The organism is Actinobacillus ureae ATCC 25976, assembly GCF_000188255.1.
Classification (GTDB): Bacteria; Pseudomonadota; Gammaproteobacteria; order Enterobacterales; family Pasteurellaceae; genus Actinobacillus; species Actinobacillus ureae.
Map to the genome: position 1 here is coordinate 667,437 of NZ_GL831080.1, position 25,691 is coordinate 693,127.

Here is a 25,691-nt window from a genome sequence, read left to right on the forward strand (position 1 = left end):
AAGGTATAACTAACAATCTTGCAGAAAGCTATTTCAGTCGCTTTAAGCGTATGATTATTGGCACACATCATAAAATCAGTAATAAGTATCTTGATAACTGCGCCAATGAATGTGCTTATCGTGAAGATAATCGCCGTGTTGATAATTTAAGCCTATTTAACAGTACACTCGGGCAATGTCTTGCTACCGACAATACAACGGACTGGCAAGGTTATTGGCAAGGTAATCATAGACAAGCAGAAAGGCTGATAATGTAATGGGAAACAAAATCTACTTTAGCCAAATTCAGGCTAAAATCGACCGCTTGCAGCGTGAACGAACACAAGTGCTAGAACATCTTGAATTAGTCGAAAGAAAAATCCAAAAGCTCAACGATGCCCTTAAAGTGATGGAAGATGAAACCTTAACCGATGAATACGATACTGAGGTTTATTCATATCGAACCTACAAACATAGATTCCGTGGAAAATTAAGACCAATGGTCTTAGCGATACTTAAAGCTCAACCCGACCATTATTTCACGGTTAATGAAATCACTGAGATTGTCTTAATAAAAGACGGACAAGACCCTATCGTTCGTCCGAAACATACGGTTTCCGTGCGTGGCGCGTTAAAACATTGGCTGGCAAAAGGTGTAGTAGAACGACTAGAAAGAGGCGTGACTGATGTCAAATGGCGACTGAAACAAAAATAGCGGATAAATACCGCTATTTTCTATTCCAAAGGCTTTAATCGCCAAGATCTGAGGCAACGTTCAATAATTCCCCTTTTATGTAATTTCGCCAGTATGCGGTTAACTGCGTTATAATGCTTATCACCGACATCAATAAATTGTGGCATTCCTCCCAATATTAAGACTTTTTCAGCAATCTCCCCACAAAACATCCAATCGGGATTTTCACGCAAAACTTGAGCGACTAATCGCATCGTAATCAAGGGCTGCGGTTTTGGTTCTTTCGGCATATAAGGTTGAGCTAATGCGTTAATCTCTTGTGACAAACACTGCATTTGCACCGTCAGCTCATCTTGTTTTTCTTTTAGATTTAATAGGCGTTCCACTAACTCGTGCTTCAGCAACTTTTGTGCCATAATAAAAATCCCTATCGAGTTAAAATTTCAATAGGGATTTTAAGGTTTTTAATCGGTTAAATCTTTGTGCAACTGCTACATAATACCGAGGTTTTGCAGGAAATCGACCGCTTGTTTTCGATTAATGTTCACGTGTTTTGAAGAACTCGACATCTGGATAGCGTTCTTGCGCCAGATTTAAGTTCACCATAGTCGGAGCAATATAAGTCAAGTTATCACCACCGTCTAATGCGAGGTTTTGTTCGTTTTTGCGTTTAAACTCTTCGAATTTCTTCGCATCCTGACATTCAACCCAACGGGCAGTTGCTACGTTTACCGCTTCATAAATCGCTTCCACGTTATATTCGGTTTTCAGGCGAGAAACCACCACGTCAAACTGAAGCACACCGACCGCACCGACAATCAAGTCATTGTTCATTAATGGGCGGAACACCTGTACCGCACCTTCTTCCGAAAGTTGCACTAAACCTTTTAACAATTGTTTTTGCTTGAGCGGATCTTTCAAACGAATACGGCGGAACAATTCCGGTGCAAAGTTTGGAATACCGGTAAATTTCATTACTTCACCTTGGGTGAAAGTATCGCCGATTTGGATCGTGCCGTGATTGTGTAAACCGATAATATCGCCGGCATAGGCTTCTTCAGCGTGTGAACGGTCACCCGCCATAAAGGTTAACGCATCTGAAATCACCACATCTTTACCGATACGCACGTGTTTGAGTTTCATACCTTTTTCGTATTTGCCTGACACAACACGCATAAATGCCACTCGGTCACGGTGTTTCGGATCCATATTCGCTTGGATCTTAAATACGAAACCTGAGAATTTTTCTTCGCTTGACTTTACCGTACGGACATCGGTTTGACGCGCTTGCGGTTTTGGTGCCCATTCGGTCAAACCATCTAAGAAGTGATCAACACCGAAGTTACCTAATGCCGTACCGAAAAATACCGGTGTGAGCTCGCCGTTGATAAAGGCTTCGTGATCAAATTCGTTTGACGCACCTTGCACTAATTCTAATTCTTCACGTAACTGGTTCGCTAAATCATCGCCAACCGCTGCATCAAGCTCCGGACTATTTAAGCCTTTTACGATACGTACTTCTTGAATGGTTGAGCCTTGACCTGATTGGTATAGATAGGTTTCGTCTTTAGTAATATGATATACGCCCTTAAATAATTTACCGCAACCAATCGGCCAAGTAATCGGCGCACAACGAATTTTCAGTACGCTTTCAACCTCATCCAATAACTCCATCGGATCACGGATATCACGGTCGAGTTTATTCATAAAGGTTAAAATCGGCGTATCACGCAGACGAGTAACTTCCATTAGTTTAATCGTACGTTCTTCAACACCTTTTGCACTGTCGATAACCATTAAGCAGCTATCTACCGCTGTTAGTGTACGGTAAGTATCTTCGGAAAAGTCTTCGTGTCCGGGCGTATCTAATAAATTGACTAAACAATCATTGTAAGGAAATTGCATTACAGACGTTGTAATAGAGATACCACGTTGTTTTTCCATTTCCATCCAGTCGGATTTTGCGTGAGCGCTAGAACCTTTACCCTTTACTGAGCCGGCGGTTTGGATTGCGTTTCCGTAAAGTAAAACTTTTTCGGTGATGGTGGTTTTACCCGCATCGGGGTGAGAAATAATCGCAAAGGTGCGACGTTTATTGACTTCTTGTGGATATGACATGCTTTTCTCTAGGTTAAAATTGAAATAAAAAGGTGGACAAGCCACCTTAAAAATATTGGGCTATTTTCGCTGATTTATGGGCTTAGAACAACCTAAGTATGCAAATTTATTCAAATAGAGTGACAATTAATCCAATTTGCTTCAAAATTTATAGAAAAGAATAATTATTATTTGATATGCGATTGTTAGGAGGTATGAATGGAATGGTTTATGTATGTGTTGCGTCATACGTTTGATTACTCTGGGCGGGCTCGACGTTTGGAATTCGCTTGGTTTATTCTGGTTTATGAAGCAAGTAGTTGGTTAATTTGGTTTTTGCCAAGGTAATGTTTGCGTTACATTTACCCGATATTGCTGATGCAGCTAATTTTATCAATTCTGCCTTAGATATTTTGTTGCTATTGCCATTGATGAGTGTAACAGTAAGACGTTTACATGATTTAGGCTATTCAATTTTTAGTCATTATAAATACATTCATGAGTACGCTTGCCTTTATGCCTGATGAAATAGTAGAACAAATATACTCTTTAAAATAAGGGGGAAATGATTATAACTATCAATATAGTTATCATTTTTGCCTCTTTTTTATATCTAACATTTAAAGATGGGCTGCCATTTACTAATCGCTATGGTAAGAGTCCAAAGTATTCAGTATTAAACAAACCAACATTCATAATTAAAATTAAATAAAAGGAGCATAAGATGAATTGGTGTTTATTTGCGTTAAAAAGAAGTTTTAACTTTTTTGATCGTGCCAGACGTAGAGAATACGGTTGGTTTTATTTAATCAATATGCTGATTTCGATAATGTTAAATGTTTTAGTCGGCGTTTGCGTAGCGATTGGCTTAGAAGGTATAGCGAACGGATTACAAATCGTTTTATATCTCTATCAGTTTGCTATTCTGATTCCGATGATCAGCGTTACCACTCGCCGCTTACATGATTTAGGCTATTCAGGCTGGTGGCAGTTACTACCTTATCTGGTCGTTATCGTATTAAGTGTTGCTAGTGTTCTTGCTCTAGCTCGAGAACTGGGCGGAGCGATTAGCGGAGCTGAGTATTCATTATATCTTTTGACGCTTGCAAGTATCGGCTGTGTGTGGATTTTTGTGTTGTTTTTAATTTTTAAAGACGGTCAACGTGCAACGAATAAATACGGTGAGGATCCGAAAGCAGTTCAAAATAGCCATGAAGCTACAAATTCTTTAGTGGTATAAATTCTGTTAAAAAAGGGCATTTTTCTTGTAGAAAATGCCCTTTTTGCCTACAATAACGACTTTTCATTTTAGGGCTTTTCCCTGTTAACCAAATAGGACAGAGAATGTCGCAAATTAAACTTATCGTTGGATTAGCGAATCCGGGGGCGAAATACGAAGATACTCGCCACAATGCCGGTGAATGGCTAATTAATGAAATTGCCCGTCAATTTAATGTCAGCTTAAAAGAAGAAGCGAAATTCTTCGGCAAAGTCGCAAAAATTAATGCCGCTGGCGGGGAAGTTCGTTTGCTTGTACCAACGACCTTTATGAATTTAAGCGGTAAAGCGATCGGTGCTTTAGCCAATTTCTATCGAATCAAACCGGAAGAAATTTTAGTCGCACACGATGAATTGGATTTACCGCCGGGTGCGGCAAAAATTAAGCAGGGCGGTGGTCATGGCGGTCATAACGGTTTGAAAGATATTATTGCCTGCCTTGGCAACAGTAATAATTTCTACCGTGTACGTATCGGTATCGGGCATCCAGGCAGTAAAGAGTTGGTTGCTGGTTATGTGCTGGGTAAACCAAGTCCGCAGGATCAAGAAAAAATTAATGCGGCGGTGGATGAAGCCAGTCGTTGTGTAGATGTGTTATTTAAAGACGGCATGACAAAAGCAACCAATCGTCTCAATGGCTTTAAAGCATAATATTATTTATTACGGAAGAATTTGGCGGTAAGCGGTTATTTTCTTGTCGAAATTTGCAAATTTTTAGCAAAATCAGGCCGCTTGTATTTTTGTGTTCTTCCGTGTATTCCGTGAAAATTAAGAGGAAATTATGGGATTTAAATGTGGTATAGTGGGTTTACCGAACGTTGGTAAATCGACCCTTTTCAATGCGTTAACCAAAGCGGGTATTGAAGCGGCTAACTACCCGTTCTGTACCATCGAGCCGAATACCGGCGTAGTACCGATGCCGGATCCGCGTCTAGACGCATTGGCGGAAATCGTGAAACCTGAGCGTGTACTTCCAACCACAATGGAATTTGTGGACATTGCAGGTTTAGTTGCCGGTGCAAGTAAAGGCGAGGGCTTAGGTAATAAATTCTTAGCCAATATTCGTGAAACGGATGCGATCGGTCACGTAGTGCGTTGTTTTGAAAATGACGATATCGTACATGTTGCTGGTAAAATTGATCCGGCGGATGATATTGAAATCATCAACACCGAACTTGCATTAGCGGATTTAGACAGCTGCGAACGTGCGATTCAACGCTTACAAAAACGTGCGAAAGGTGGCGATAAAGACGCAAAATTTGAATTATCGATTATGGAAAAAATCTTACCGGTGCTTGAAAATGCCGGAATGATTCGTTCGGTTGATTTAGACAAAGACGAATTACACGCAATTAAAGGTTATAACTTCTTAACTTTAAAACCGACAATGTATATTGCGAACGTGAACGAAGATGGCTTTGAAAACAACCCGTATTTAGATCGCGTACGTGAAATCGCGGAAAAAGAAGGCGCGGTAGTTGTGCCGGTATGCGCTGCGATTGAATCGGAAATTGCTGAATTAGATGACGAAGAAAAAGTAGAATTTTTACAAGATTTAGGTATTGAAGAACCGGGCCTAAACCGTGTAATTCGTGCTGGTTACCGTTTGTTAAATCTACAAACTTACTTCACTGCAGGTGTAAAAGAAGTGCGTGCTTGGACGGTGTCTGTCGGTGCGACAGCGCCAAAAGCGGCTGCGGTAATTCATACTGACTTCGAAAAAGGCTTTATTCGTGCGGAAGTGATCGGCTATCAAGACTTTATTGATAATAAAGGCGACACTGGTGCGAAAGAAGCGGGTAAATGGCGTTTAGAAGGTAAAGATTATATCGTACAAGACGGCGATGTAATGCACTTCCGCTTTAACGTGTAATTTGTAAAAAATCATTTGAATTTGACCGCTTGTGGCATACTGCAAGCGGTTATTTTTTAGCGGAAATTTACATATTATGGAACTTAAACTACCGCCACCATTATTGTTTGTGTCTTGCTTGTTGTTAATTTATTTATTACCAGGAGGTGAGCATTATCCATTTCCGCAATGGCTCAGTTTTTTATTTGCCGGAATCGGCATTGCTGTAAGTATAGCGGGGCTTTATGCTTTGAAAAAAGCGCAAACAACTATTAGTCCTTTTACTCCGCAACAAAGTTCGTTATTAGTTACCTCAGGAATCTACCGCTTTAGCCGTAACCCGATGTATCTAGGATTAATGTTTTTGCTGATTGCATGGGCAATATGGCTGAACCGATATCTTGCTTCACTAGTGATTATTGGATTTGTATGTTATTTAAATCGCTTCCAAATAAAACCGGAAGAACAATATTTGCAGCAAAAATTTGGTGAACGCTTTACCCAATATTGCCAACAAGTACGGCGTTGGTTGTAAGCATAGCAAAAAGCCCCGAACGAGAGTTCAGGGCTTTCAGTTTAATAGTGCTGATTATTTAAATTCATAACGATGAATTGTTTTTAAATCCGCATCTTTATTTTCATAATTGTCTGACACTTTTACACGTGCACCAACAGCAGCGTGAGAGTCATATTCACGAATCATCGTTACAACTTCACCATTATCTTTACGAACAGTGAGTTCAACGACATCTTTAGAAAGATCTTTAGAACTTAATACGGTCGCATTACCTTTATCTGCATAAAAGTCTTGCGTACAAGCTGCAAGCGTAACAGTTGCTAATACAGCGAGAGAAAATTTTTTCATTATGTAATATCCTTAGATAGATTTTAAAGAACGGATACGTTCAGGTCTGAGTTTGAACCTACGATTCGAACACGTTTACCCGGCACGAAACCTTTTTCTTTTTTCTGAACAACAACAATTTCTTTGCCGTCATCTTTACGAATCACCATTTCTAATGAAGAAACTTGAGTCGCTTTTTCTTCAACGGTATTACCGATAATTGCACCAGCAACTGCACCAACTGCTGTTGCTACTGCACGACCGCTACCACCGCCGAAGGTTGAACCGGCTACGCCACCAAGAACACCGCCACCAACAGTTCCTAATACACCTTGATTATCTGCTTGGATTTTTACATCGCGTACAGAAACGATTGTACCATAGCTAATTGAGCGAGCTTCTTTCGCTTGGCCGGCACTATATACGCTACCGCTATAAATATCAGTATTTGCACAACCTACAAGTGTTAAGCTTGCCATTAAAGCTGCTGCGAAACTTAATTTTTTCATATTATTCTCCAATGAAAAATTGCTCAGAAATGACTTTCCGAACGAATCACCTCATTTATATCATAAGGGTGGAGCTTGAGACAATAAGTATTGCAATAAGTTGCATTCTTGACTGAAATTGCAATACTTGGATTAGGTAACTGTTCTCCCTCCACCTTAGGCTGGCTGATTTTAAGCGCAAGATTGGCATTAATCAATAAGTGAAACTGTTTTAACGTACGTTCAGTCCATTGCTCAGCCGTTTCATTTTTTTTCATTGGGTAAACAATTTCAATATGTTCCCAACCTTGTTGCGGATAAATTTTATCTTTGGGGAACGGTAATTCGATAATTGAGACTTCTTGTCCTAAAAAAGCTAGCGGCTGATTAAGCTTAATAAGCGCTATCGGTCGCCCATTTACTTCACTTTCTTTTAATAATTCACCCTGTTCAAGTAAGAAAGAAAGCCATTGTTCAGCAGTCTGCCAATCATTCATTCTGACCGCTAAGTGGTCAATTTTAAACTGATTTAAATCCAGCATTGCCAAGTGGGCAATTTGCTGGATTTTTTGTTGAAATTCAGAAAAATCACCAAAACAAGCGGTCATTTTCTCGTAAAATTTTGCATTTTCTTGTATCATAGAGCGTTTTTCCTTTAGGGTGCAATTTTCTGCACTATTCGGATTTTTTAATTTAGTTCGTGCAGAAAATTGCACGTAGAAAAAGGTTATATATTCGTGAATATTCAACAGATTTTATCAGACAAAATTAAACAAGCAATGATTGCGGCTGGCGCAGAAAGCAATGTTGAGCCGCTTGTACGTCAATCGGGTAAACCGGAGTTCGGCGATTATCAAGCAAACGGTGCAATGGGCGCTGCAAAAAAATTGGGTATGAACCCTCGTGAGTTTGCTCAGAAAATTTTAGATAACGCCGATTTAAACGGTATTGCCGATAAATTAGAAATTGCCGGCCCGGGCTTTATCAATATTTTCTTAAATCAGCAATGGTTAGCAAGCCAAGCGAGCGAAGCATTACAAGCGGTCAATTTCGGAATTAAAACTGCAAATCCGCAAACTATCGTGATCGACTATTCTTCGCCGAACGTAGCAAAAGAAATGCACGTGGGTCATCTACGTTCAACCATTATCGGTGATGCGGTGGTGCGTACCTTAGAATTTTTAGGTAACAATGTGATTCGTGCCAACCATGTAGGCGACTGGGGTACGCAATTCGGTATGTTAATCGCATACTTGGAAAAAATGGAAAATGAACACGCCAGCCAAATGGAATTAAGTGATTTGGAAGCGTTTTACCGTGCGGCAAAAGAACATTACGACAGTGATGAAGTGTTTGCTGAAAAAGCGCGTAACTATGTGGTGAAACTACAGAGCGGTGATGAATATTGCCGTACGATGTGGAAAAAATTGGTAGATATTACTATGCACCACAACCAAGAAAACTACGACCGTTTAAACGTTACGCTTTCAGAAAAAGATGTGATGGGCGAAAGCCTTTACAACCCAATGTTGCCTGAAATCGTGGCAGATCTAAAAGCAAAAGGTTTAGCGGTGGAAGACGACGGCGCATTGGTGGTGTTCTTAGAGGAATTTAAGAACAAAGATGGTGACCCGATGGGCGTGATCGTACAGAAAAAAGACGGCGGTTTTTTATATACCACGACTGATATTGCCGCAGCGAAATATCGCTATGAAACGTTAAATGCGGATCGTGTGTTAGTGTTCTCGGATTCTCGCCAAGCACAACATATGCAACAAGCGTGGTTAATTACCCGTAAAGCGGGTTATGTGCCGGAAAGTTTCAGCCTCGAACATCCTTTCTTCGGTATGATGTTAGGTAAAGACGGCAAGCCGTTTAAAACTCGTTCGGGCGGTACGGTTAAATTAAAAGATCTATTAGATGAAGCGGTTGAACGTGCGGATAAATTAATTTCAGAGCGTTCAACGGATTTAACTGCAGAAGAAAAAGCGGCGGTAGTGGAAGCGGTTGCTATCGGCTCGGTGAAATATTCGGATCTCTCGAAAAACCGTACCACAGACTACGTATTCGATTGGGATAATATGTTGACCTTTGAAGGCAACACCGCGCCATATATGCAATACGCTTATACTCGTATCCGTTCGATTTTCAATCGTGCGGGCATTAATGCAAACGGTTTAAACGGCGAAATTGGCTTAATCGAAGATAAAGAACGTGCGTTAGCGGTCAAACTTTTACAGTTTGAAGAAGTGCTAAACGGTGTAGCAAAAGATGGTATGCCGCATATTCTTTGCCAATACTTGTACGAATTAGCCGGTGCGTTCTCAAGTTTCTACGAAGCTTGTCCGATGCTGAATGCGGAAGAAAATGTGAAGAACAGTCGTTTACGTTTAGCCACATTAACGGCGAAAACGCTAAAACAAGGTTTAGATCTCTTAGGTATTAAGACGATTGAAAAAATGTAAAACATTTTCCCTCTTTTAGATGACCCTCTCCCTTGTCGGAGAGGGATAATTTCAATTCGTTTAGAATTGAAATTCGGGAGAGGGGAGACAAGTTAATTTTTAATATGATACCCCCTCTCTCTGCCTACGGTTTCTGAACGAATCCGTAGTCTGTCTCTCTCCCGTAAGGGAAGAGAGTAAAAATTAAAGGGGGAGTAAAAAGGAATAACAATGAAATTTATTGATGAAGCCCTGATTCGTGTCGAAGCAGGCGATGGCGGTAACGGTTGTGTGAGTTTCCGTCGTGAAAAATATATCCCGAAAGGTGGACCGGACGGCGGTGATGGTGGTGACGGCGGCGATGTTTATTTAATCGCTGACGAAAACCTAAATACGCTTATCGACTACCGTTTTGAAAAACGCTATGCCGCAGGTCGTGGCGAAAACGGTCGTAGTGCCGGCTGTACCGGACACCGTGGTAACGATATTACCTTACGTGTACCGGTGGGTACGCGAGCGATCGATAATGACACCCAAGAAGTCATCGGTGACTTAACTAAACATGGTATGAAAATGTTGGTGGCAAAAGGCGGTTATCACGGTTTAGGTAATACCCGTTTTAAATCGTCGGTAAACCGTGCGCCTCGTCAAAAAACGAACGGTACACCGGGCGAAAAACGTGATCTATTACTTGAGTTAATGCTACTTGCCGATGTTGGTATGCTTGGTTTACCGAATGCCGGTAAATCAACCTTTATCCGTGCGGTATCAGCAGCAAAACCGAAAGTGGCGGATTATCCGTTTACAACACTTGTACCAAGTTTAGGTGTAGCACGTGTCGGTGCGGATCGCAGTTTCGTGGTGGCGGATATTCCGGGCTTAATTGAAGGTGCAGCAGACGGTGCCGGTTTAGGTATTCGTTTCTTAAAACACCTTGAGCGTTGCCGCGTACTAATTCACTTAGTCGATATTATGCCGATTGACGAGAGCGATCCGGCACAAAATATTTCGGTGATTGAAAGCGAGCTTTACCAATATAGCGAAAAATTATCGGAGAAACCGACTTGGTTAGTCTTCAATAAAATTGATACGATTGGTGAAGAAGAAGCACAAGCTCGAGCCCAAGAAATCGCAGAACAAATCGGTTGGGAAGGCGATTATTACTTAATTTCTGCTGCAACCGGTCAAAACGTGCAAAATCTTACCCGTGACATTATGGACTTTATCGAAGCGAACCCTCGTGAAGTAGCGGAAGAAAATAAAGAAGCGGATGAAGTGAAATTCAAATGGGATGATTATCATCAAGAAGCAATGCAAAATCCTATCGAAGAAGATTGGGATGACTTTGATGATGATTGGTCGGAAGAATATGAAGAAGGTGTGGAATTTGTTTACACCCGTAGCTAATCCAAACTAATGACAAGCGGTTGAATTTGCGAAAAAATTTGCAAATTCAACCGTTTTTTATTTGAGGAAGTAAAATGCTAAATAGTAAAAGTTGTGAATTATTTGAAATTCCGTTTTTTCAATTTGCGCAAATGAAAAAATATTGTCCGGAAGATATTCCGCTCATTAAAGCGAATTACAAAACCGAGTGGCAAAAATGGAAAGCGTTGCATTTGGAAGTGGCTCGTCAGCTCGGTATACCGTTTGCCGAACCATATATTGAAAAGTGGTGTAACGGTTGGCAGGTGAGGGCACACTTTTTCGCTTATTATAAATATGAATTTAACCGAAATTCGGCCGCAATTTTATCGGTGATTTTAAATTGCCGACGTTTACAGGTGTGTTTGGATTGGCATTGTTACCGAGCGGATCGTTCGCAGATTTCATTAGCGCAATATAATCAATGGTTGGAAAAATTAGAACGTTCTCAATACCAAGATTTTGAAGTATGGCACGGTGCGGAAAGCGAGTATGCCGATTTTAAAACGCTTAAAGAAACAGATTCGTTGTTACTTAAAAATGAAGATGATTTTTGGTGTATCGGGCGTAATATTGAAAAGCCGATTTCGATCAGATTGATATGGCGGAATTTATTTACCAAACCATTCGCCAATTATTACCGCTGTATGAAGCGTGTCATCAGTAGAGAAAATATGGAAGAGACAAGCGGTTAAATTTTTAGCAAACTTTGCAAATGCCCAGTGACTTAGATGAAGCTTTATCATCTCCCATATTTGAAGAAATTAGCGGTTATTGCGCTGCCAGTTTTTGGCGTACAATTTCAAATAAACATACGCCGGTCGCAACTGAAACATTCAGTGAAGAAACCGACCCAGCCATTGGGATACTAATAAGCTGATCACAATGTTCACGGGTTAAACGACGCATACCGTCACCTTCCGCTCCCATTACTAAAGCGATAGCACCAGTTAATTTCGCTTGATAAATACCGGAAGTTGCTTCTCCAGCTGTGCCGACAATCCAGATATTATGTTGTTCTTGTAGCTCTCGCATTGTGCGAGCAAGATTGGTGACACGAATTAACGGCACGGTTTCAGCTGCACCGCAAGCTACTTTACGAGCGGTTGAGGTAAGTTGTGCCGATTTATCTTTCGGTACGATAACTGCATCCACACCTGCCACATCTGCAGTACGCAAACAAGCACCAAGGTTATGTGGATCTGTCACACCGTCTAAAATTAATAAAAACGGATTTTGCTTTTGACTCAAGATTACATCAAGATCGTGCTCGTTTAGCTCTTTTTGCGGTACTACTTTCGCAATAATCCCTTGATGAACTTCGCCTTGCGCTTTGTTATCCAATGTTTGGCGATTTACTTGCTGAATGGAAATACCTAAGCGTTGTAACTCATTCAATAATGGGCTTAGACGTTTATCTTCACGCCCTTTTAGCACTAAGACCTCAATTAAGCGTTCCGGTGCGTTATCTAAGAAAGCTTTTACGGCGTGAATACCATAAATTTGTTCACTCATTTTTATTCCTTTGTAAATAAACAACGGATAACAAAGTTTTATATAAATCTATGTTATCCGTGATGAATTAAATAATTTATAACAACATTTTGGCGACTTTATCTAGTTTCACTCGACCAAAACGTTTTAACAGTTTTCGTACTGCTTCTGGATAATCGTTAATTTGCTCTAAGTCACTATAGTGTTTTAAAACAGTCGTATGAGTACGAATTTGCGTTAATTCGGCTTCCGATTTTACACTTAATTCTGCGTTCGGGTCATGAATTAATACCGCATTTTCCGCATCAAGTCCCCAAGCTCTTGGGTTTAAATTATTTCCGGTTAGTAGAATATAGCGATTATCAATCCAAACACCTTTTAGATGATAGGTATTATCGCTATCTTTCCATAAACGCACGGTTAACTGCTTGTTTTGAATATAAAAATCAAAGCGTTTGGCAAATGCACGTAAGTTTTTTTCATATAAATAAGGTAATGCCAATGCCATTGTGAATTTTTCTTCTGGCGGTGTATAGAAGTCATTAGCCGTTTTATCGCCGACAATAATTTCTACTTGCTTACCGTTCTCAAGTAACCATGAAATACGGGTTAGGAGCGAACGTGGAAAATTGAAATACGGTGTGCAAATAGTCAGTTTATTTTGCACTTGATAAAATAATGCTTCGATGGTTTTATTTAAACGGTTTTTACGTCCTAATCCCACAATCGGTGATAAGCCGAGCTCATCATTTTGAGACTCTCCTACAAATTGGTAACTCTGTTGGCTTAGCTGTTTGCGAAATGCCTTGATTAACGGACGAATTTTTACTGTTGCCGGACGTTCAATCTGATCTAAACGTTTTACCGCTTGATTTGATAAAATATGTTGCTGAGTAAATGCAACAATCGTATCTGCTAAAACACGGTTTTCAATTACGTGATAACGGTCGTAGCGATAACGCTCTAACTGTTGTAAATAAACATTGTTAATACTTGCCCCGCTGTATAGCAGAGTATCATCAAAAATAAAACCTTTGAGGTGAAGTACACCAAAAATCTCTCTACCGTTAACCGGTACACCCCAAAATTCAATTTCTTGCGCTAAAGGTAAACCATATTGTTGTTTGATTTTGGCATACCAGTCGGCATTCGAACTGGTTGTTTCTTCACCGATGCGACCACGCTGTGCACGATGCCAATCTACCAAGATTTTAATTTCTAAGTCTGGATTCGCTAATTTCGCTTGATAGAGCGCTTCTAAAATTTCTTGCCCCGCTTCATCTTGTTCAAAATATAAAGCGGCCAAATAAATACGTTTTTTTGCAGTTTTAATGAGCTGTAAAATGCGAGTCTTGAACTCATGGCTACCTGCTAGAAATTCTACTTTATCCGCCGCTTGCGGAATAAAACGCAATGCTTCCAGCTGTTTTTTTGCGTGATTGAATTTATTGAGAATGAGCATTTTACGATCCTATATGATAGACCTGACATTATATATGTCGGGTTAGTATAGCATTGTCGTTCTGCGACAAAATTCACGACTGTTATTTTAATAACGTTGCAATATGAAACCTCGCACATTGTGCGAGGTTATCTTATTACTTAAGCAAGTTTAAGCAAATGAACGTTTTTCACCTGCACCGGCTACGTTTTCTACACAACGTCCACATACTGAGCTATGTTCTGTATGTGTATCGATGTCGGTTGCGAAGTGCCAGCAACGTGGACATTTTTCACCGTCTGCACGCTCAACTTTCACAGCAAGACCTGCTACTTCACCTTCTGTAACATCCGCTTCACTTAACGGCTTGATAATCGCTTGTGAAGTGATCAGTACGAAACGAAGCTCATTGCCAAGTTGTTCTAGCATTGCACGGATTTCATCATTTGCATAAACCGTTACTTTTGCTTCTAAGCCTGAGCCGATAACTTTGTCTTTACGTGCTTGTTCTAACACACGGTTTGATTCGGCACGTACTTTTAAGATTTGTTGCCAGTAAGCATCATCTAATTTATCCGCTTCGGTTAAGCCAAATAAGCCTTCATAGAATTCTTCGGTAAAGACGAATTCCGCGCGACCTTCCACTTGTGGTAGGTAACCCCAAATTTCATCGGCTGTGAATGACAGAATCGGTGCCATCCAACGTACTAACGCTTCTGCAATATGCCATAACGCTGTTTGGCAGCTACGGCGTGCAAGACTGTCAGCTTTAGTTGTATATTGACGGTCTTTGATAATATCTAAATAGAATGAACCCATTTCGATAGAGCAGAAACGCATTAAACGTTGTACTACCGTGTGGAATTGATAGTTATCGTATGCTTCTTTAATATCGTTCTGTGCTTCTAGCGCACAGCTTACTGCCCAGCGGTCAAGTGCGATCATCTCTTCCGGTTTTACTAAATCACGTTTTGGATCAAAACCATTTAAGTTTGCTAATAAGAAACGTGCAGTATTACGGATACGGCGATAAGATTCACCGGCACTGTTTAAGATATTGTGCGAAACGGCGATTTCACCGGTATAGTCGGTTGAAGCCACCCATAAACGTAAAATATCCGCACCGTTTTTGTTCCAAACTTCTGAAGGTACGATTACGTTACCTAAAGATTTTGACATCTTACGGCCTTTTTCATCCACTACGAAACCGTGAGTTAACACTTGTTTGTATGGTGCTTTACCGTTTGTCGCTGTTGAAAGCATTAATGAAGACATAAACCAGCCACGATGTTGGTCTGAACCTTCAAGATACATATCCGCATTGTTACCATTGAACTCCGGACGAGCTTCAACAACAGAAGCGTAAGTTGATCCTGAATCGAACCATACGTCTAACGTATCCGGCACTTTACGGTAGTTTTTCGCATCTTCTTCGCCTAACACTTCAACCGGATCAAGATCCCACCATGCTTGAATGCCTTTTTCTTCCACGCGTTTAGCCACACTTTCTAAAATCTCAAGTGTGCGAGGATGTAATTCTTCGGTTTCATTGTGAACGAACATTGTCATCGGCACGCCCCACGTACGCTGACGAGAGATACACCAGTCAGGGCGGTTTACTACCATCGTATCAATACGAGCTTCACCCCAGCTTGGGATCCAACGCACTGATTTAATTTCACCTAACGCTTGTTTACGTAAGCTTTGTGTTTCCATACCGATAAACCATTGAGGTGTCGCACGGAAGATAATTGGTGTTTTGTGGCGCCAGCAGTGTGGATAGCTATGTTTGATACGTTCTAATTTTAATAACGCACCGGTTTCTTTTAATTTTTCTAAAACTTTTTCGTTTGACTCGAATACACCTAAGCCGGCAAAGAATGGGGTAGTTGAGATAAACTTACCGTCATTTGCCACTAAACTTGCCATTTCAATGTTGTATTTTTTCGATACGACAAAGTCGTCTTGACCGTGATCCGGAGCAGTGTGTACTAAACCGGTACCACCGTCAGTCGTTACGTGATCGCCTAAAATTAATGGCACGCTATAATCGTAGAACGGGTGTTGGAATTGCATTAACTCTAATGCTTCACCTTTTACTTCACCTAATACTTCAACGGTTTCTATATCTGCTGCTTTTTGTACGCTTTCAACTAAATCTTTAACTAAAATGACACGCTCTTCATCAAATTGAACTAATTGATAGTCGAATTCAGGGTTGATTGAAATCGCTTTGTTTGACGGTAATGTCCAAGGCGTTGTTGTCCAAATAATTGCAGAAATTTGACCGTTTCCTTTACCTACCGCATTAAATTTAGCTTCAATAGCAGCGCTACCAACCGCTTTAAAACGAACGTAAATAGACGGAGACACTTTATCTTCGTATTCTACTTCCGCTTCCGCTAATGATGAGCCACAGTCTAAGCACCAGTGAACCGGTTTAGAACCTTTGTATAAGTGACCGTTAGCAATCACTTTGCCTAAAGTACGGATAATGTGCGCTTCTGTATCGAAATTCATAGTGAGGTACGGATTTTCCCAATCACCTAAAATCCCCATACGCATAAAGTCTGCTTTTTGTCCTTCAACTTGTTCTTTTGCATAATCACGACAAGCTTGACGGAATTCCGCAGTAGAAATTTTCTCGTTAGGTTTGCCGACAAGACCTTCTACTTTTAATTCGATCGGTAAGCCGTGGCAGTCCCAACCCGGAACGTAAGGCGTATCGAAACCTAAAGCGGTTTTCGATTTCATAATAATATCTTTTAAAATTTTATTAACTGCGTGACCAATATGAATATTACCGTTTGCATACGGAGGGCCGTCGTGCAGAATGAAAGATTTTTTCCCTTTCGAACTTTCACGTACTTTTTGGTATAAGTTCTTGTCATACCAATTTTTTAACATATCGGGTTCGCGTTTAGCGAGATCCCCACGCATAGGAAAGCCTGTTTCAGGCAAATTTAAGGTGTTTTTGTAATCAATCATTTTTGTTTTCCAGTTAATAAAATTTTAGTTTGAATTTTGTGTAATTATTAGGTTACTTGCTATTTTGCAAATTCTTTGAAAAATTCGACCGCTTGTTGCCTGTCTTTCTCAATTTGTGCTTTAAGTGCTTCGAAACTTGGGAATTTCACTTCGTTACGAATTTTATGCATAAAGAACACTTCTATCGCTTCACCGTAAATCGAGCGGTTAAAATCAAAAATATGTACTTCTAATAATGCTTTACTGCCGTTAATAGTCGGGCGATTCCCTACATTGGCAATGCCGTTATATTTACCGGTTTTGGTTTGAATTTGCACGGCAAATACGCCTTGTAGCGGTATTACTAAGCGGTTAAGCATAATATTTGCAGTCGGGAAGCCAATGGTTCGACCGAGCTTATTACCATGCGCCACTCGTCCTGCGATCGAATAAGGTCTGCCTAATAATTTTTCTACCAAGTGAAGATTATCTTGTTGTAAAGCTTGGCGGATCAAAGAGCTGCTGATTCGTTCGCAATTAAAACTATGCGTATGGCTTTCTTCTACCGCAAAACGGTATTTTAGACCTGCATTATGCAACATTTCAAAATTGCCGGCACGTTTCTCACCGAAACGGAAATCATCGCCAATACTGAGATAACGAACTTGCAAACGTTTCACTAACAATTCGCTAATGAATGCATCGGCAGATAACTGCGCAAATTTATCACTAAAACGTACGCAGAGGACAAAATCAATACCAGCTTCTTCCAGATATTTCAATTTGTCCCGTAACCGCATTAGCCGAGCAGGGGCTGAAGAAGCGGTTAAATTTGCCGATTTTTTTGCAAAAAATTCACGAGGTTGTGGCTCAAACAGCATAACCACTGAGGGTAAATTTAGCTCCAATGATTTATCACATAAACGAGCCAAAATATTTTGGTGCCCAATATGAACGCCGTCAAAGTTCCCAATAGTCAGCACACAGCCTTTTTGTAGGGCGTGAAAGTTCGCCAAGTTATGAAAGCCTCGGATTAATTGCATTAAGAATGTTGCCAAAATTTAAATAGAAAACTGCTGTGATTATAACGTTTATCAAGCAAAAATGGAAAGGTAAGGGCGGCAATTTCGGCGATTTTCTTTTGTTTTCACTATGGAGGTACTCTCTTTGCTAGTTTTATGCTAGAGAATTCCGTTTATTTAGTTCGGAAAAAAGCGGTTAAATTAAGCTAAAACTTTGCAAAAATACTGCATACGGCGCGGAACTCGCAAATAAATAAATACTCAAATGCTACATTTTGTTTTATTATAAGACAACTTATATTGAGGAAAGAATTATGACAGATTTCGCTTATCTCCAGCTAAAGCGCAAACAGTTAAAAATGAAAGTAAATGATGTTTGTGAGCAAGCCGGTGTAACACGAGCTTATTTTAATCAACTGGTCAGTGGGAAGATAAAAAACCCAAGTGCAAATAAATTAAAATCGCTACACCAAGTATTAAATATTGTCGAAGATATGAACCTGCGTGTTGGGGTCATTTTTGGTAAATTCTACCCGGTGCATACCGGTCACATTAATATGATTTACGAAGCATTCAGTAAAGTAGACATATTACATGTGGTTGTGTGTACTGATACCGAACGAGATCTACAACTTTTTAAAGATAGTAAAATGAAGCGTATGCCAACCAATGAAGATAGGCTACGTTGGATGCAACAGATCTTTAAATATCAGAAAAAACAAATTTTTATCCATCACTTGAAAGAAGATGGTATTCCTAGCTATCCGAACGGTTGGGCGGGATGGGCGACTCGAGTTAAAGAGTTGTTCAACGAGAAAAGCATTAATCCGACAGTGGTATTCAGCAGTGAGGTACAAGATAAAGAGCCTTACGAAAAATACCTTAATTTGGAAGTGCATTTAGTTGATCCTAAACGTGAATTGTTTGACGTTTCTGCAACGCGTATTCGTAATAACCCATTCCAATACTGGCGTTTTATTCCAAAAGAAGTTCGTCCGTTCTTTGTTAAAACCATTGCGATTTTAGGTGGAGAAAGTAGCGGTAAATCGGTATTAGTCAGCAAGTTAGCCAATGTATTTAATACCACCTCTGCTTGGGAATACGGCCGAGAATTTGTGTTTGAACAGCTTGGTGGTGATGAACAGGCGATGCAATATTCGGATTATCCGCAAATGGCGCTTGGTCACCAACGCTATGTCGATTATGCGATGAAACATGCACATAAAGTCGCGTTTATTGATACCGATTACATTACTACTCAGGCATTTTGTATTCAGTACGAAGGTAAGGCGCATCCGTTTTTGGACTCAATGATTAAAGAGTATCCGTTTGATGTGACGATTCTACTTTCTAATAATACCAAGTGGGTGGATGACGGTTTGCGTAGCCTTGGCTCGGTAAAACAGCGCCAACGTTTTCAACAATTACTGAAAAAATTATTGGAAAAATATCACGTACCTTATATTGAGATTGAATCGCCAAGTTATTTAGATCGTTATAACCAAACGAAAGAAGTGGTTGAAGCAATTTTAAAAGATGAAGCGATTCCATTACAGTATAATCAGCAAGAAACGGAAGATAACTAATGATACTTTTTGCGGGTGATCCTCACGGTAGTTACCAACATCTTTATCCCATTTTGCAAGCGCATAAAGGGGAAGAGATTGCACTTGTTATTTTGGGGGATTTGCAACTTACTACGCCCGAAGAATTAGATAAGCTTTCACAATATTGTGATATTTGGTTTATTCACGGTAATCATGATAGTAAAACGGTTGCCGCATTTGATTCGATTTGGAATAGCGAATGGAAGCAGCGTAATCTTCACGGCAAAGTGGTGAATATTCAAGGGGTAAAAATTGCCGGTTTAGGTGGCGTGTTCCGAGGACATATCTGGATGCCGCCTAATCGACCGATGTTTTTTGATCCGATTCATTATTGCCAATATTGTCCGCAAGAGCGGATTTGGAGAGAAGGTTTACCGTTAAGACATCGAACCTCCATTTTTCCGTCCGATATTGAGACATTGGAAAATCAGCAAGCGGATATTTTAATTTCGCATGAAGCGCCTCGCCCGCATCCGCAAGGCTTTGCGGTGATTAATCAACTCGCTAGAAAAATGGGGGTTCGCAAGATTTTTCATGGGCATCACCATGATAATTTTGACTATAAATCAATTAATCGTAATAAAGCATGTGATATTTTTAATATCGGTTTTAGAAGTTTATCAGATATTGACGGCAATTATTTGATTGTTGGAGTAGATGATCGAGATAATCGATAAGGTTTATTTCTTATTCTTATTATTCTTAGAGATCAAAAAATTAAAGGTGGTTTAGTCCAATTAAGCATTAAAAATTTGACTTAATATAACAAAACTTAAATTAACTCTTTCTAGTAAGCGTGAACAGCGGTAAAATTGCCACAACTTTGCAACAATAATTCAACACATTGCAATAATAGATTTTTAAAATTACTTAGAAGGCTTATACAATGCAAAATCCACAAATCTTGATTGTTGAAGATGAACTTGTCACTCGTAATACGCTAAAAAGCATTTTTGAAGCGGAAGGTTACGAAGTGTTTGAAGCGACTGATGGTGTAGAAATGAATGCTATCCTCGCAGAACAAGCGATTAATCTTGTGATTATGGACATCAATCTCCCGGGCAAAAACGGTTTAATGTTAGCACGTGAATTACGTGAAAATACCAAAGTAGCATTAATGTTTTTAACCGGACGTGACAATGAAGTTGATAAAATTCTAGGCTTAGAAATCGGTGCGGACGATTATATTACCAAGCCGTTCAACCCTCGTGAACTGACGATTCGTGCACGCAATCTTTTACATCGCACAATGAATGAAAAAGATAAAGCGGCGAAAGAGAGTTCACCGGTTGAAAGCTATCGCTTTAACGGTTGGGAATTAGATGTAAACAGCCGTAGCTTAATTACCCCGGAAGGTATTGTAAATAAATTGCCACGTAGTGAGTTCCGAGCGTTATTACATTTTTGTGAAAATCCGGGCAAGATCCAAACACGTGAAGATCTATTATTAAAAATGACCGGTCGCAAACTGAAACCTCATGATCGTACGGTAGACGTGACTATTCGCCGTATCCGTAAACATTTTGAAGATCATCCGAACACGCCAGAGATTATTGTCACGATTCACGGTGAAGGTTATCGCTTTTGTGGTGAATTAGAGTAAGTAGAGTAAGGATTGTCTAGATTCTATCTTTCTAAGATCTTTTTGCATATAATGAAGATCTCTGATACAACAGAGAAGGTATATTCTATGAAAAATTTAACAGTACTAGCATTAGCGGGTTTATTTTCTGCATCAGCATTCGCTGCGCCGGTCGGTAACACATTTACCGGCGTAGGCGTGGGTGTAGATTTAACTACCGTAAAATATGATGTGGATGGTGTTAAAGGCAAACAATCGACCAGTCCTGCATTAGTGGTTGATTACGGTATGGACTACGGCAACAATTTTGTCGGTGTCGTACAAGGTAAAGTAAAAGTAGGCAGCACAAAAGTATTTAGCGATGTAAAACAAAAAACTAAATATACGGTTGCTTATCAACAAGGTTACCGTGTAGGTTCGGACTTACTTCCTTATGTTAAAGTTGATGTAGCACAAAGTAAAATTGGCGATGCGAATTTCCGTGGTTACGGCTATGGTGTTGGTGCTAAATATGCAGTATCAAGTAATATTGAAGTTGGTGCTGAATATACTCGTAGCAACTTGAGAAAAAGTGGTGATAAGTTAAAAGGTAATGAATTTACTGCAAACGTAGGTTACCGTTTCTAATTATTTCCCTTATAGCAAGCGGTCGTTTTTTGTAAAAAATTTGCGAAAAACGACCGCTTATTTTTTTATTAATGCTTTATTTTACTGAGCCATTTTTTCAGCTACGGTTAGAAAGCCGTCTGCAGTCGCGTAGATTTCTTCAAGGCCTTTCGCTTGTAGAATACGGTCAGATACTTCACGAAATGCACCCTCTCCACCTGCCTTTTCTAATACCCAATCCGCTTTTGCTTTTACATAGTCGTGCGCATTACGGGTAGCAATTGCCAGTCCGCAAACCTCAAATGCCGGTAAGTCTAATGTATCATCGCCAATAAAAGCGGTTTGTTCCGGTGTTACGCCTGCTTCTTGCATCAATTCAAAACACGCGGAACGTTTTTCCATTTTACCTAATTTAAACAGAGGTACTTTGAGTACATCAATACGTTTACGCAACAATGCTGAATCGCCGCCGGATAAAATTGCAACTTGGATCCCGCAGGTTTGCAGCATTTTCATACCTAAACCATCGTGCACGTGAAAACGTTTTATTACTTCGCCTTCAGCGGTGTAATACATTCCACCATCGGTAAGTACGCCGTCCACATCGGTGATTACTAATTTAATCTTAGTTAAATCCATTATTCTGTTCCTCAATATGCTATAATTTATTCATTATAGTTTTTGGAGTTACAAATGTCGATTTCTCAAAATTTATCTCAGATCAACCAGCAAATTCAGCAAATCTCACAACAATTTAATCGTACTAACGTACGTCTATTAGCCGTCTCAAAGACTAAACCGGTTGAAGCTATTGAAGAAGCAATCTCAGCCGGACAAACTGCATTTGGTGAAAATTATGTGCAGGAAGGTGTGGAGAAAATTGCTTATTTTGCACAGCAACCAAATTTAGAATGGCATTTTATTGGACCGTTGCAGTCGAATAAAACTCGTTTAGTGGCGGAAAATTTTGACTGGATTCAAACCGTTGACCGTCTAAAAATTGCTGAGCGATTGAATGCACAGTGTCCGGAAAATAAAGCACCGCTCAATGTGCTGATTCAGATTAATATTAGTGATGAAGCATCTAAATCCGGTATTCAACCTGAAGGATTAGATGAGTTGGCAAAAGCGATTAGTCAATTACCAAATTTACGTCTGCGTGGTTTGATGGCGATTCCAAAGCCGGAAAGTGAAGCTGAACAGCAAAAAATCGCATTGCATAAAATGCAGCAACTTTTTGACCGCTTGCAAGCAGAGTTTGAAGGCATTGATACGCTTTCAATGGGAATGAGTGATGATATACAAAGTGCAATTGAATGCGGCTCAACGATGGTACGTATCGGCACGGCGATTTTTGGGGCTAGGGATTATTCGACTAAAAGTGCTTAATTTGCAAAAAATTTAGTAAATCAGACCGCTTAAATCGTAGCCAATAAATAAAAAATTCTGTATAATCTCGCCCTTTCGTGAATTGTGATCTTGATCACACTAGATCGCAATAAGAGGGGGGCGGTTTCCCCTGATAAAGCTTTCCACGGTGTGTGTAAACGCACCCTATATTCAACTCAATAAAGACATTTCAATGCAAAATTTAGATATTAATAAATTGCGTAATATCGCAATTATCGCGCACGTTGACCACGGTAAAACAACTCTTGTAGATAAACTTTTACAACAATCAGGCACATTAGGTGAAACTCGTGGTGACGCAGACGAGCGTGTAATGGACTCAAACGATCTTGAAAAAGAGCGTGGTATTACCATTCTTGCAAAAAATACAGCGATTAACTGGAACGATTACCGTATCAATATCGTAGATACGCCGGGACACGCGGACTTCGGTGGTGAAGTAGAACGTGTTCTTTCAATGGTTGACTCTGTGTTATTAGTGGTAGATGCGTTTGACGGTCCAATGCCGCAAACACGTTTCGTAACGCAAAAAGCATTTGCTCACGGTTTAAAACCAATCGTAGTTATTAACAAGGTTGACCGTCTGGGCGCACGTCCTGACTGGGTGGTAGACCAAGTATTCGATTTATTCGTAAACTTAGGTGCAACGGATGAGCAATTAGATTTCCCAATTATTTATGCATCGGCATTAATGGGTGTTGCAGGTTTAGAGCACGAAGATCTTGCGGAAGATATGACTCCGTTATTTCAAGCGATTGTTGATCACGTTGAACCGCCAAAAGTGGAATTAAACGCACCGTTCCAAATGCAAATTTCACAATTAGATTACAACAATTATGTAGGTGTAATCGGTATCGGTCGTATCAAACGTGGTTCAATCAAACCAAACCAAACGGTTACTGTGATCGATTCTGAAGGCAAAACCCGTAACGGTAAAGTGGGTCAAGTATTAGGTCACTTAGGTTTACAACGTTATGAAGCGACTGAAGCATTTGCCGGTGACATCATTGCGATTACCGGTTTAGGCGAATTAAATATTTCAGATACGATTTGTGATATTAATAACGTAGAAGCATTACCGGCGTTAACTGTTGATGAACCGACCGTAACGATGTTCTTCTGTGTAAATACTTCTCCGTTCTGTGGTCAGGAAGGTAAATTTGTTACATCACGCCAAATCCTTGAGCGTTTAAACAAAGAATTAGTACACAACGTAGCATTACGTGTAGAAGAAACACCAAATCCGGATGAGTTCCGTGTATCTGGGCGTGGTGAGTTACACTTATCGGTATTAATCGAAAATATGCGTCGTGAAGGTTACGAATTAGCGGTATCACGCCCGAAAGTAATCTACCGTGAAGAAAACGACAAAAAACAAGAGCCATTTGAGCAAGTAACCATCGATATCGAAGAACAACACCAAGGTGCGGTAATGGAAGCATTAGGTATCCGTAAAGGTGAAGTGAAAGATATGATTCCGGACGGTAAAGGTCGTACACGTTTAGAATACGTGATTCCAAGCCGTGGTTTAATCGGCTTCCGTAACGAATTTATGACGATGACATCAGGTACCGGTTTACTTTACTCAAGCTTCAGCCACTATGATGATGTAAAACCGGGTGAAATCGGTCAACGTAAAAACGGTGTGTTAATTTCTAACGCAACCGGTAAAGCACTTGCTTATGCATTATTCGGTTTACAAGAACGTGGTAAATTAATGATTGATCACGGTGTGGACGTTTATGAAGGCCAAATTATCGGTATTCACAGCCGTTCAAACGACTTAACCGTAAACTGTTTACAAGGTAAGAAATTAACTAACATGCGTGCATCAGGTAAAGATGATGCGATCGTGTTAACGACACCGGTTCGTATGACATTAGAACAAGCGTTAGAATTTATTGATGATGATGAGTTAGTAGAAGTAACACCACAATCAATTCGTGTTCGTAAACGTTTATTAACCGAAAATGATCGTAAACGTGCAAGCCGTACGACAACAAGTACTAGCACGAAATAATTTGTGTTGATTTAAGAAAATGCCCGCTGCTATTGCCTAGCAAGCGGGCATTTTTTTAGAGTTTTTTGTAAAAAGCTGATAGAATTTGACCGCTTACCAGTCTATTGAAACTGGCATTTGCCATTGAATAATTAGCTCAATTTTATAAGGAATGAATTATGTTCGTAGAAATTTATGGTCGTATGACTTGCCCATACTGCACACGTGCAAAAGTGTTAGTGGAAAAAATGAAAGGCGAATTAACTGATTTCGATTTTAAATTTATCGATATGATCGCTGAAGGTATTTCAAAAGAAGATTTAGAACCACGTGTTGGTAAACCGGTTGCAACTGTGCCACAAATTTTCTTAGATAACGTTCACGTTGGCGGTTGTACTGATTTCCAAGCATTAGTGAAAGAAAAATTCGGGATTGAAGTTTAATCACCAGAAACAAAAAGGC

Annotated in this window: 26 protein-coding genes and 1 pseudogene; 17 read left to right on the plus strand and 10 right to left on the minus strand. The window is 40.0% G+C overall.

The features are described 5' to 3' along the window. Nucleotides 1–257 (plus strand): transposase (locus tag HMPREF0027_RS03320; RefSeq protein ID WP_005622246.1); only part of this gene is annotated, 257 nt, incomplete at its 5' end. Beyond that, nucleotides 257–694, plus strand: a complete 438-nt coding sequence (locus tag HMPREF0027_RS03325; protein WP_005622247.1) for a hypothetical protein — start codon at nt 257–259, stop codon at nt 692–694. The genes HMPREF0027_RS03320 and HMPREF0027_RS03325, both read left to right, overlap by 1 nt. Nucleotides 695–714: 20 nt before the next feature. Here the strand turns inward: HMPREF0027_RS03325 and HMPREF0027_RS03330 are convergent, their stop codons facing one another. Together HMPREF0027_RS03330 and prfC are read right to left on the minus strand one after the other, a co-directional pair. Then, nucleotides 715–1,089: a hypothetical protein gene (locus HMPREF0027_RS03330; protein WP_005622249.1), complete on the minus strand. Its 375-nt coding sequence runs from the start codon at nt 1,087–1,089 to the stop codon at nt 715–717. Nucleotides 1,090–1,210: 121 nt separating this feature from the next. Beyond that, nucleotides 1,211–2,791 (minus strand): peptide chain release factor 3, encoded by a 1,581-nt coding sequence (gene prfC, locus HMPREF0027_RS03335; RefSeq protein ID WP_005622251.1) that lies wholly within the window; start codon nt 2,789–2,791, stop codon nt 1,211–1,213. Between the two features lie 326 nt (nt 2,792–3,117). Between prfC and HMPREF0027_RS12435 the strand changes: the two genes are divergently transcribed. The 5 genes from HMPREF0027_RS12435 (at nt 3,118) to HMPREF0027_RS03355 (ending at nt 6,435) form a co-directional block, all read left to right on the plus strand. Continuing rightward, nucleotides 3,118–3,294, plus strand: a complete 177-nt coding sequence (locus HMPREF0027_RS12435) for a hypothetical protein (protein ID WP_244261833.1) — start codon at nt 3,118–3,120, stop codon at nt 3,292–3,294. 200 nt (nt 3,295–3,494) lie between these two features. Continuing rightward, nucleotides 3,495–4,010 (plus strand): DUF805 domain-containing protein, encoded by a 516-nt coding sequence (locus HMPREF0027_RS03340; protein ID WP_005622256.1) that lies wholly within the window; start codon nt 3,495–3,497, stop codon nt 4,008–4,010. A gap of 104 nt (nt 4,011–4,114) precedes the next feature. Further along, nucleotides 4,115–4,699, plus strand: coding sequence for an aminoacyl-tRNA hydrolase (pth, locus tag HMPREF0027_RS03345; protein WP_005622258.1), 585 nt, complete (start codon nt 4,115–4,117; stop codon nt 4,697–4,699). Between the two features lie 130 nt (nt 4,700–4,829). Beyond that, nucleotides 4,830–5,921 carry a redox-regulated ATPase YchF gene (ychF, locus tag HMPREF0027_RS03350; protein ID WP_005622260.1) on the plus strand — a complete coding sequence of 364 codons (1,092 nt, stop codon included), beginning with the start codon at nt 4,830–4,832 and terminating at the stop codon, nt 5,919–5,921. A gap of 76 nt (nt 5,922–5,997) precedes the next feature. Further along, nucleotides 5,998–6,435 carry a methyltransferase family protein gene (locus HMPREF0027_RS03355; protein WP_005622262.1) on the plus strand — a complete coding sequence of 146 codons (438 nt, stop codon included), beginning with the start codon at nt 5,998–6,000 and terminating at the stop codon, nt 6,433–6,435. A 54-nt stretch (nt 6,436–6,489) separates the two neighbouring features. Here the strand turns inward: HMPREF0027_RS03355 and HMPREF0027_RS03360 are convergent, their stop codons facing one another. Genes HMPREF0027_RS03360 through HMPREF0027_RS03370 form a run of 3 tightly spaced genes read right to left on the minus strand, consistent with a single transcriptional unit; the run spans nt 6,490 to nt 7,873 of the window. Next, nucleotides 6,490–6,765: a hypothetical protein gene (locus HMPREF0027_RS03360; protein ID WP_005622264.1), complete on the minus strand. Its 276-nt coding sequence runs from the start codon at nt 6,763–6,765 to the stop codon at nt 6,490–6,492. Nucleotides 6,766–6,788: 23 nt separating this feature from the next. Further along, entirely contained in the window at nt 6,789–7,253 is a 465-nt protein-coding gene (locus HMPREF0027_RS03365; RefSeq protein WP_044024243.1) for an outer membrane lipoprotein, read from the minus strand. A gap of 23 nt (nt 7,254–7,276) precedes the next feature. After that, nucleotides 7,277–7,873: a VOC family protein gene (locus HMPREF0027_RS03370; RefSeq protein WP_044024244.1), complete on the minus strand. Its 597-nt coding sequence runs from the start codon at nt 7,871–7,873 to the stop codon at nt 7,277–7,279. A gap of 96 nt (nt 7,874–7,969) precedes the next feature. Between HMPREF0027_RS03370 and argS the strand changes: the two genes are divergently transcribed. The 3 genes and pseudogenes from argS to HMPREF0027_RS03385 all read left to right on the plus strand — a co-directional run bounded on the left by argS (nt 7,970) and on the right by HMPREF0027_RS03385 (nt 11,768). After that, the gene (argS, locus tag HMPREF0027_RS03375) at nt 7,970–9,697 is read left to right on the plus strand and encodes an arginine--tRNA ligase (RefSeq protein ID WP_044024245.1); all 1,728 of its coding nucleotides are present in this window, start codon (nt 7,970–7,972) and stop codon (nt 9,695–9,697) included. A gap of 210 nt (nt 9,698–9,907) precedes the next feature. Then, on the plus strand, nt 9,908–11,083 hold the full coding sequence (cgtA, locus tag HMPREF0027_RS03380; protein WP_005622269.1) for an Obg family GTPase CgtA: 1,176 nt from the start codon (nt 9,908–9,910) through the stop codon (nt 11,081–11,083). A 74-nt stretch (nt 11,084–11,157) separates the two neighbouring features. Beyond that, nucleotides 11,158–11,768, plus strand: a pseudogene (locus HMPREF0027_RS03385) (HI_0552 family protein). 104 nt (nt 11,769–11,872) lie between these two features. Here the strand turns inward: HMPREF0027_RS03385 and rlmB are convergent. The 4 genes from rlmB to ribF form a co-directional block, all read right to left on the minus strand. After that, complete coding sequence (gene rlmB / locus HMPREF0027_RS03390; protein ID WP_005622271.1) at nt 11,873–12,616, minus strand: 23S rRNA (guanosine(2251)-2'-O)-methyltransferase RlmB; 744 nt, start codon at nt 12,614–12,616, stop codon at nt 11,873–11,875. 76 nt (nt 12,617–12,692) lie between these two features. Continuing rightward, nucleotides 12,693–14,057, minus strand: coding sequence for a CDP-diacylglycerol--serine O-phosphatidyltransferase (gene pssA, locus HMPREF0027_RS03395; protein ID WP_005622274.1), 1,365 nt, complete (start codon nt 14,055–14,057; stop codon nt 12,693–12,695). A gap of 150 nt (nt 14,058–14,207) precedes the next feature. Further along, entirely contained in the window at nt 14,208–17,024 is a 2,817-nt protein-coding gene (ileS, locus tag HMPREF0027_RS03400; RefSeq protein ID WP_005622276.1) for an isoleucine--tRNA ligase, read from the minus strand. Nucleotides 17,025–17,083: 59 nt separating this feature from the next. Continuing rightward, complete coding sequence (ribF, locus tag HMPREF0027_RS03405) at nt 17,084–18,046, minus strand: bifunctional riboflavin kinase/FAD synthetase (RefSeq protein ID WP_005622277.1); 963 nt, start codon at nt 18,044–18,046, stop codon at nt 17,084–17,086. Between the two features lie 293 nt (nt 18,047–18,339). Here ribF and nadR point away from each other — a divergent pair, with 293 nt between their 5' ends. The 4 genes from nadR to HMPREF0027_RS03425 all read left to right on the plus strand — a co-directional run bounded on the left by nadR (nt 18,340) and on the right by HMPREF0027_RS03425 (nt 21,841). Next, nucleotides 18,340–19,611 carry a multifunctional transcriptional regulator/nicotinamide-nucleotide adenylyltransferase/ribosylnicotinamide kinase NadR gene (nadR, locus tag HMPREF0027_RS03410; RefSeq protein ID WP_005622280.1) on the plus strand — a complete coding sequence of 424 codons (1,272 nt, stop codon included), beginning with the start codon at nt 18,340–18,342 and terminating at the stop codon, nt 19,609–19,611. Continuing rightward, nucleotides 19,611–20,309: a metallophosphoesterase family protein gene (locus tag HMPREF0027_RS03415; protein ID WP_005622281.1), complete on the plus strand. Its 699-nt coding sequence runs from the start codon at nt 19,611–19,613 to the stop codon at nt 20,307–20,309. Before nadR ends, HMPREF0027_RS03415 begins: the two co-directional genes overlap by 1 nt. Before the next feature lie 209 nt (nt 20,310–20,518). Next, nucleotides 20,519–21,235, plus strand: coding sequence for a two-component system response regulator ArcA (gene arcA / locus HMPREF0027_RS03420; protein WP_005622283.1), 717 nt, complete (start codon nt 20,519–20,521; stop codon nt 21,233–21,235). A gap of 87 nt (nt 21,236–21,322) precedes the next feature. Further along, a complete protein-coding gene (locus tag HMPREF0027_RS03425) occupies nt 21,323–21,841 on the plus strand; it encodes a porin family protein (RefSeq protein WP_044024246.1) in 519 nt (172 codons plus the stop codon). An 81-nt stretch (nt 21,842–21,922) separates the two neighbouring features. Here the strand turns inward: HMPREF0027_RS03425 and HMPREF0027_RS03430 are convergent, their stop codons facing one another. After that, nucleotides 21,923–22,459, minus strand: coding sequence for a KdsC family phosphatase (locus HMPREF0027_RS03430; protein WP_005622287.1), 537 nt, complete (start codon nt 22,457–22,459; stop codon nt 21,923–21,925). Nucleotides 22,460–22,513: 54 nt separating this feature from the next. Here HMPREF0027_RS03430 and HMPREF0027_RS03435 point away from each other — a divergent pair, with 54 nt between their 5' ends. The 3 genes from HMPREF0027_RS03435 to HMPREF0027_RS03445 all read left to right on the plus strand — a co-directional run bounded on the left by HMPREF0027_RS03435 (nt 22,514) and on the right by HMPREF0027_RS03445 (nt 25,672). Further along, nucleotides 22,514–23,209, plus strand: a complete 696-nt coding sequence (locus HMPREF0027_RS03435) for a YggS family pyridoxal phosphate-dependent enzyme (RefSeq protein WP_005622290.1) — start codon at nt 22,514–22,516, stop codon at nt 23,207–23,209. A gap of 193 nt (nt 23,210–23,402) precedes the next feature. After that, nucleotides 23,403–25,250 (plus strand): translational GTPase TypA, encoded by a 1,848-nt coding sequence (gene typA, locus HMPREF0027_RS03440; protein ID WP_044024247.1) that lies wholly within the window; start codon nt 23,403–23,405, stop codon nt 25,248–25,250. Between the two features lie 158 nt (nt 25,251–25,408). After that, nucleotides 25,409–25,672: a GrxA family glutaredoxin gene (locus tag HMPREF0027_RS03445; RefSeq protein WP_005622294.1), complete on the plus strand. Its 264-nt coding sequence runs from the start codon at nt 25,409–25,411 to the stop codon at nt 25,670–25,672. Nucleotides 25,673–25,691 lie beyond the last annotated feature (19 nt).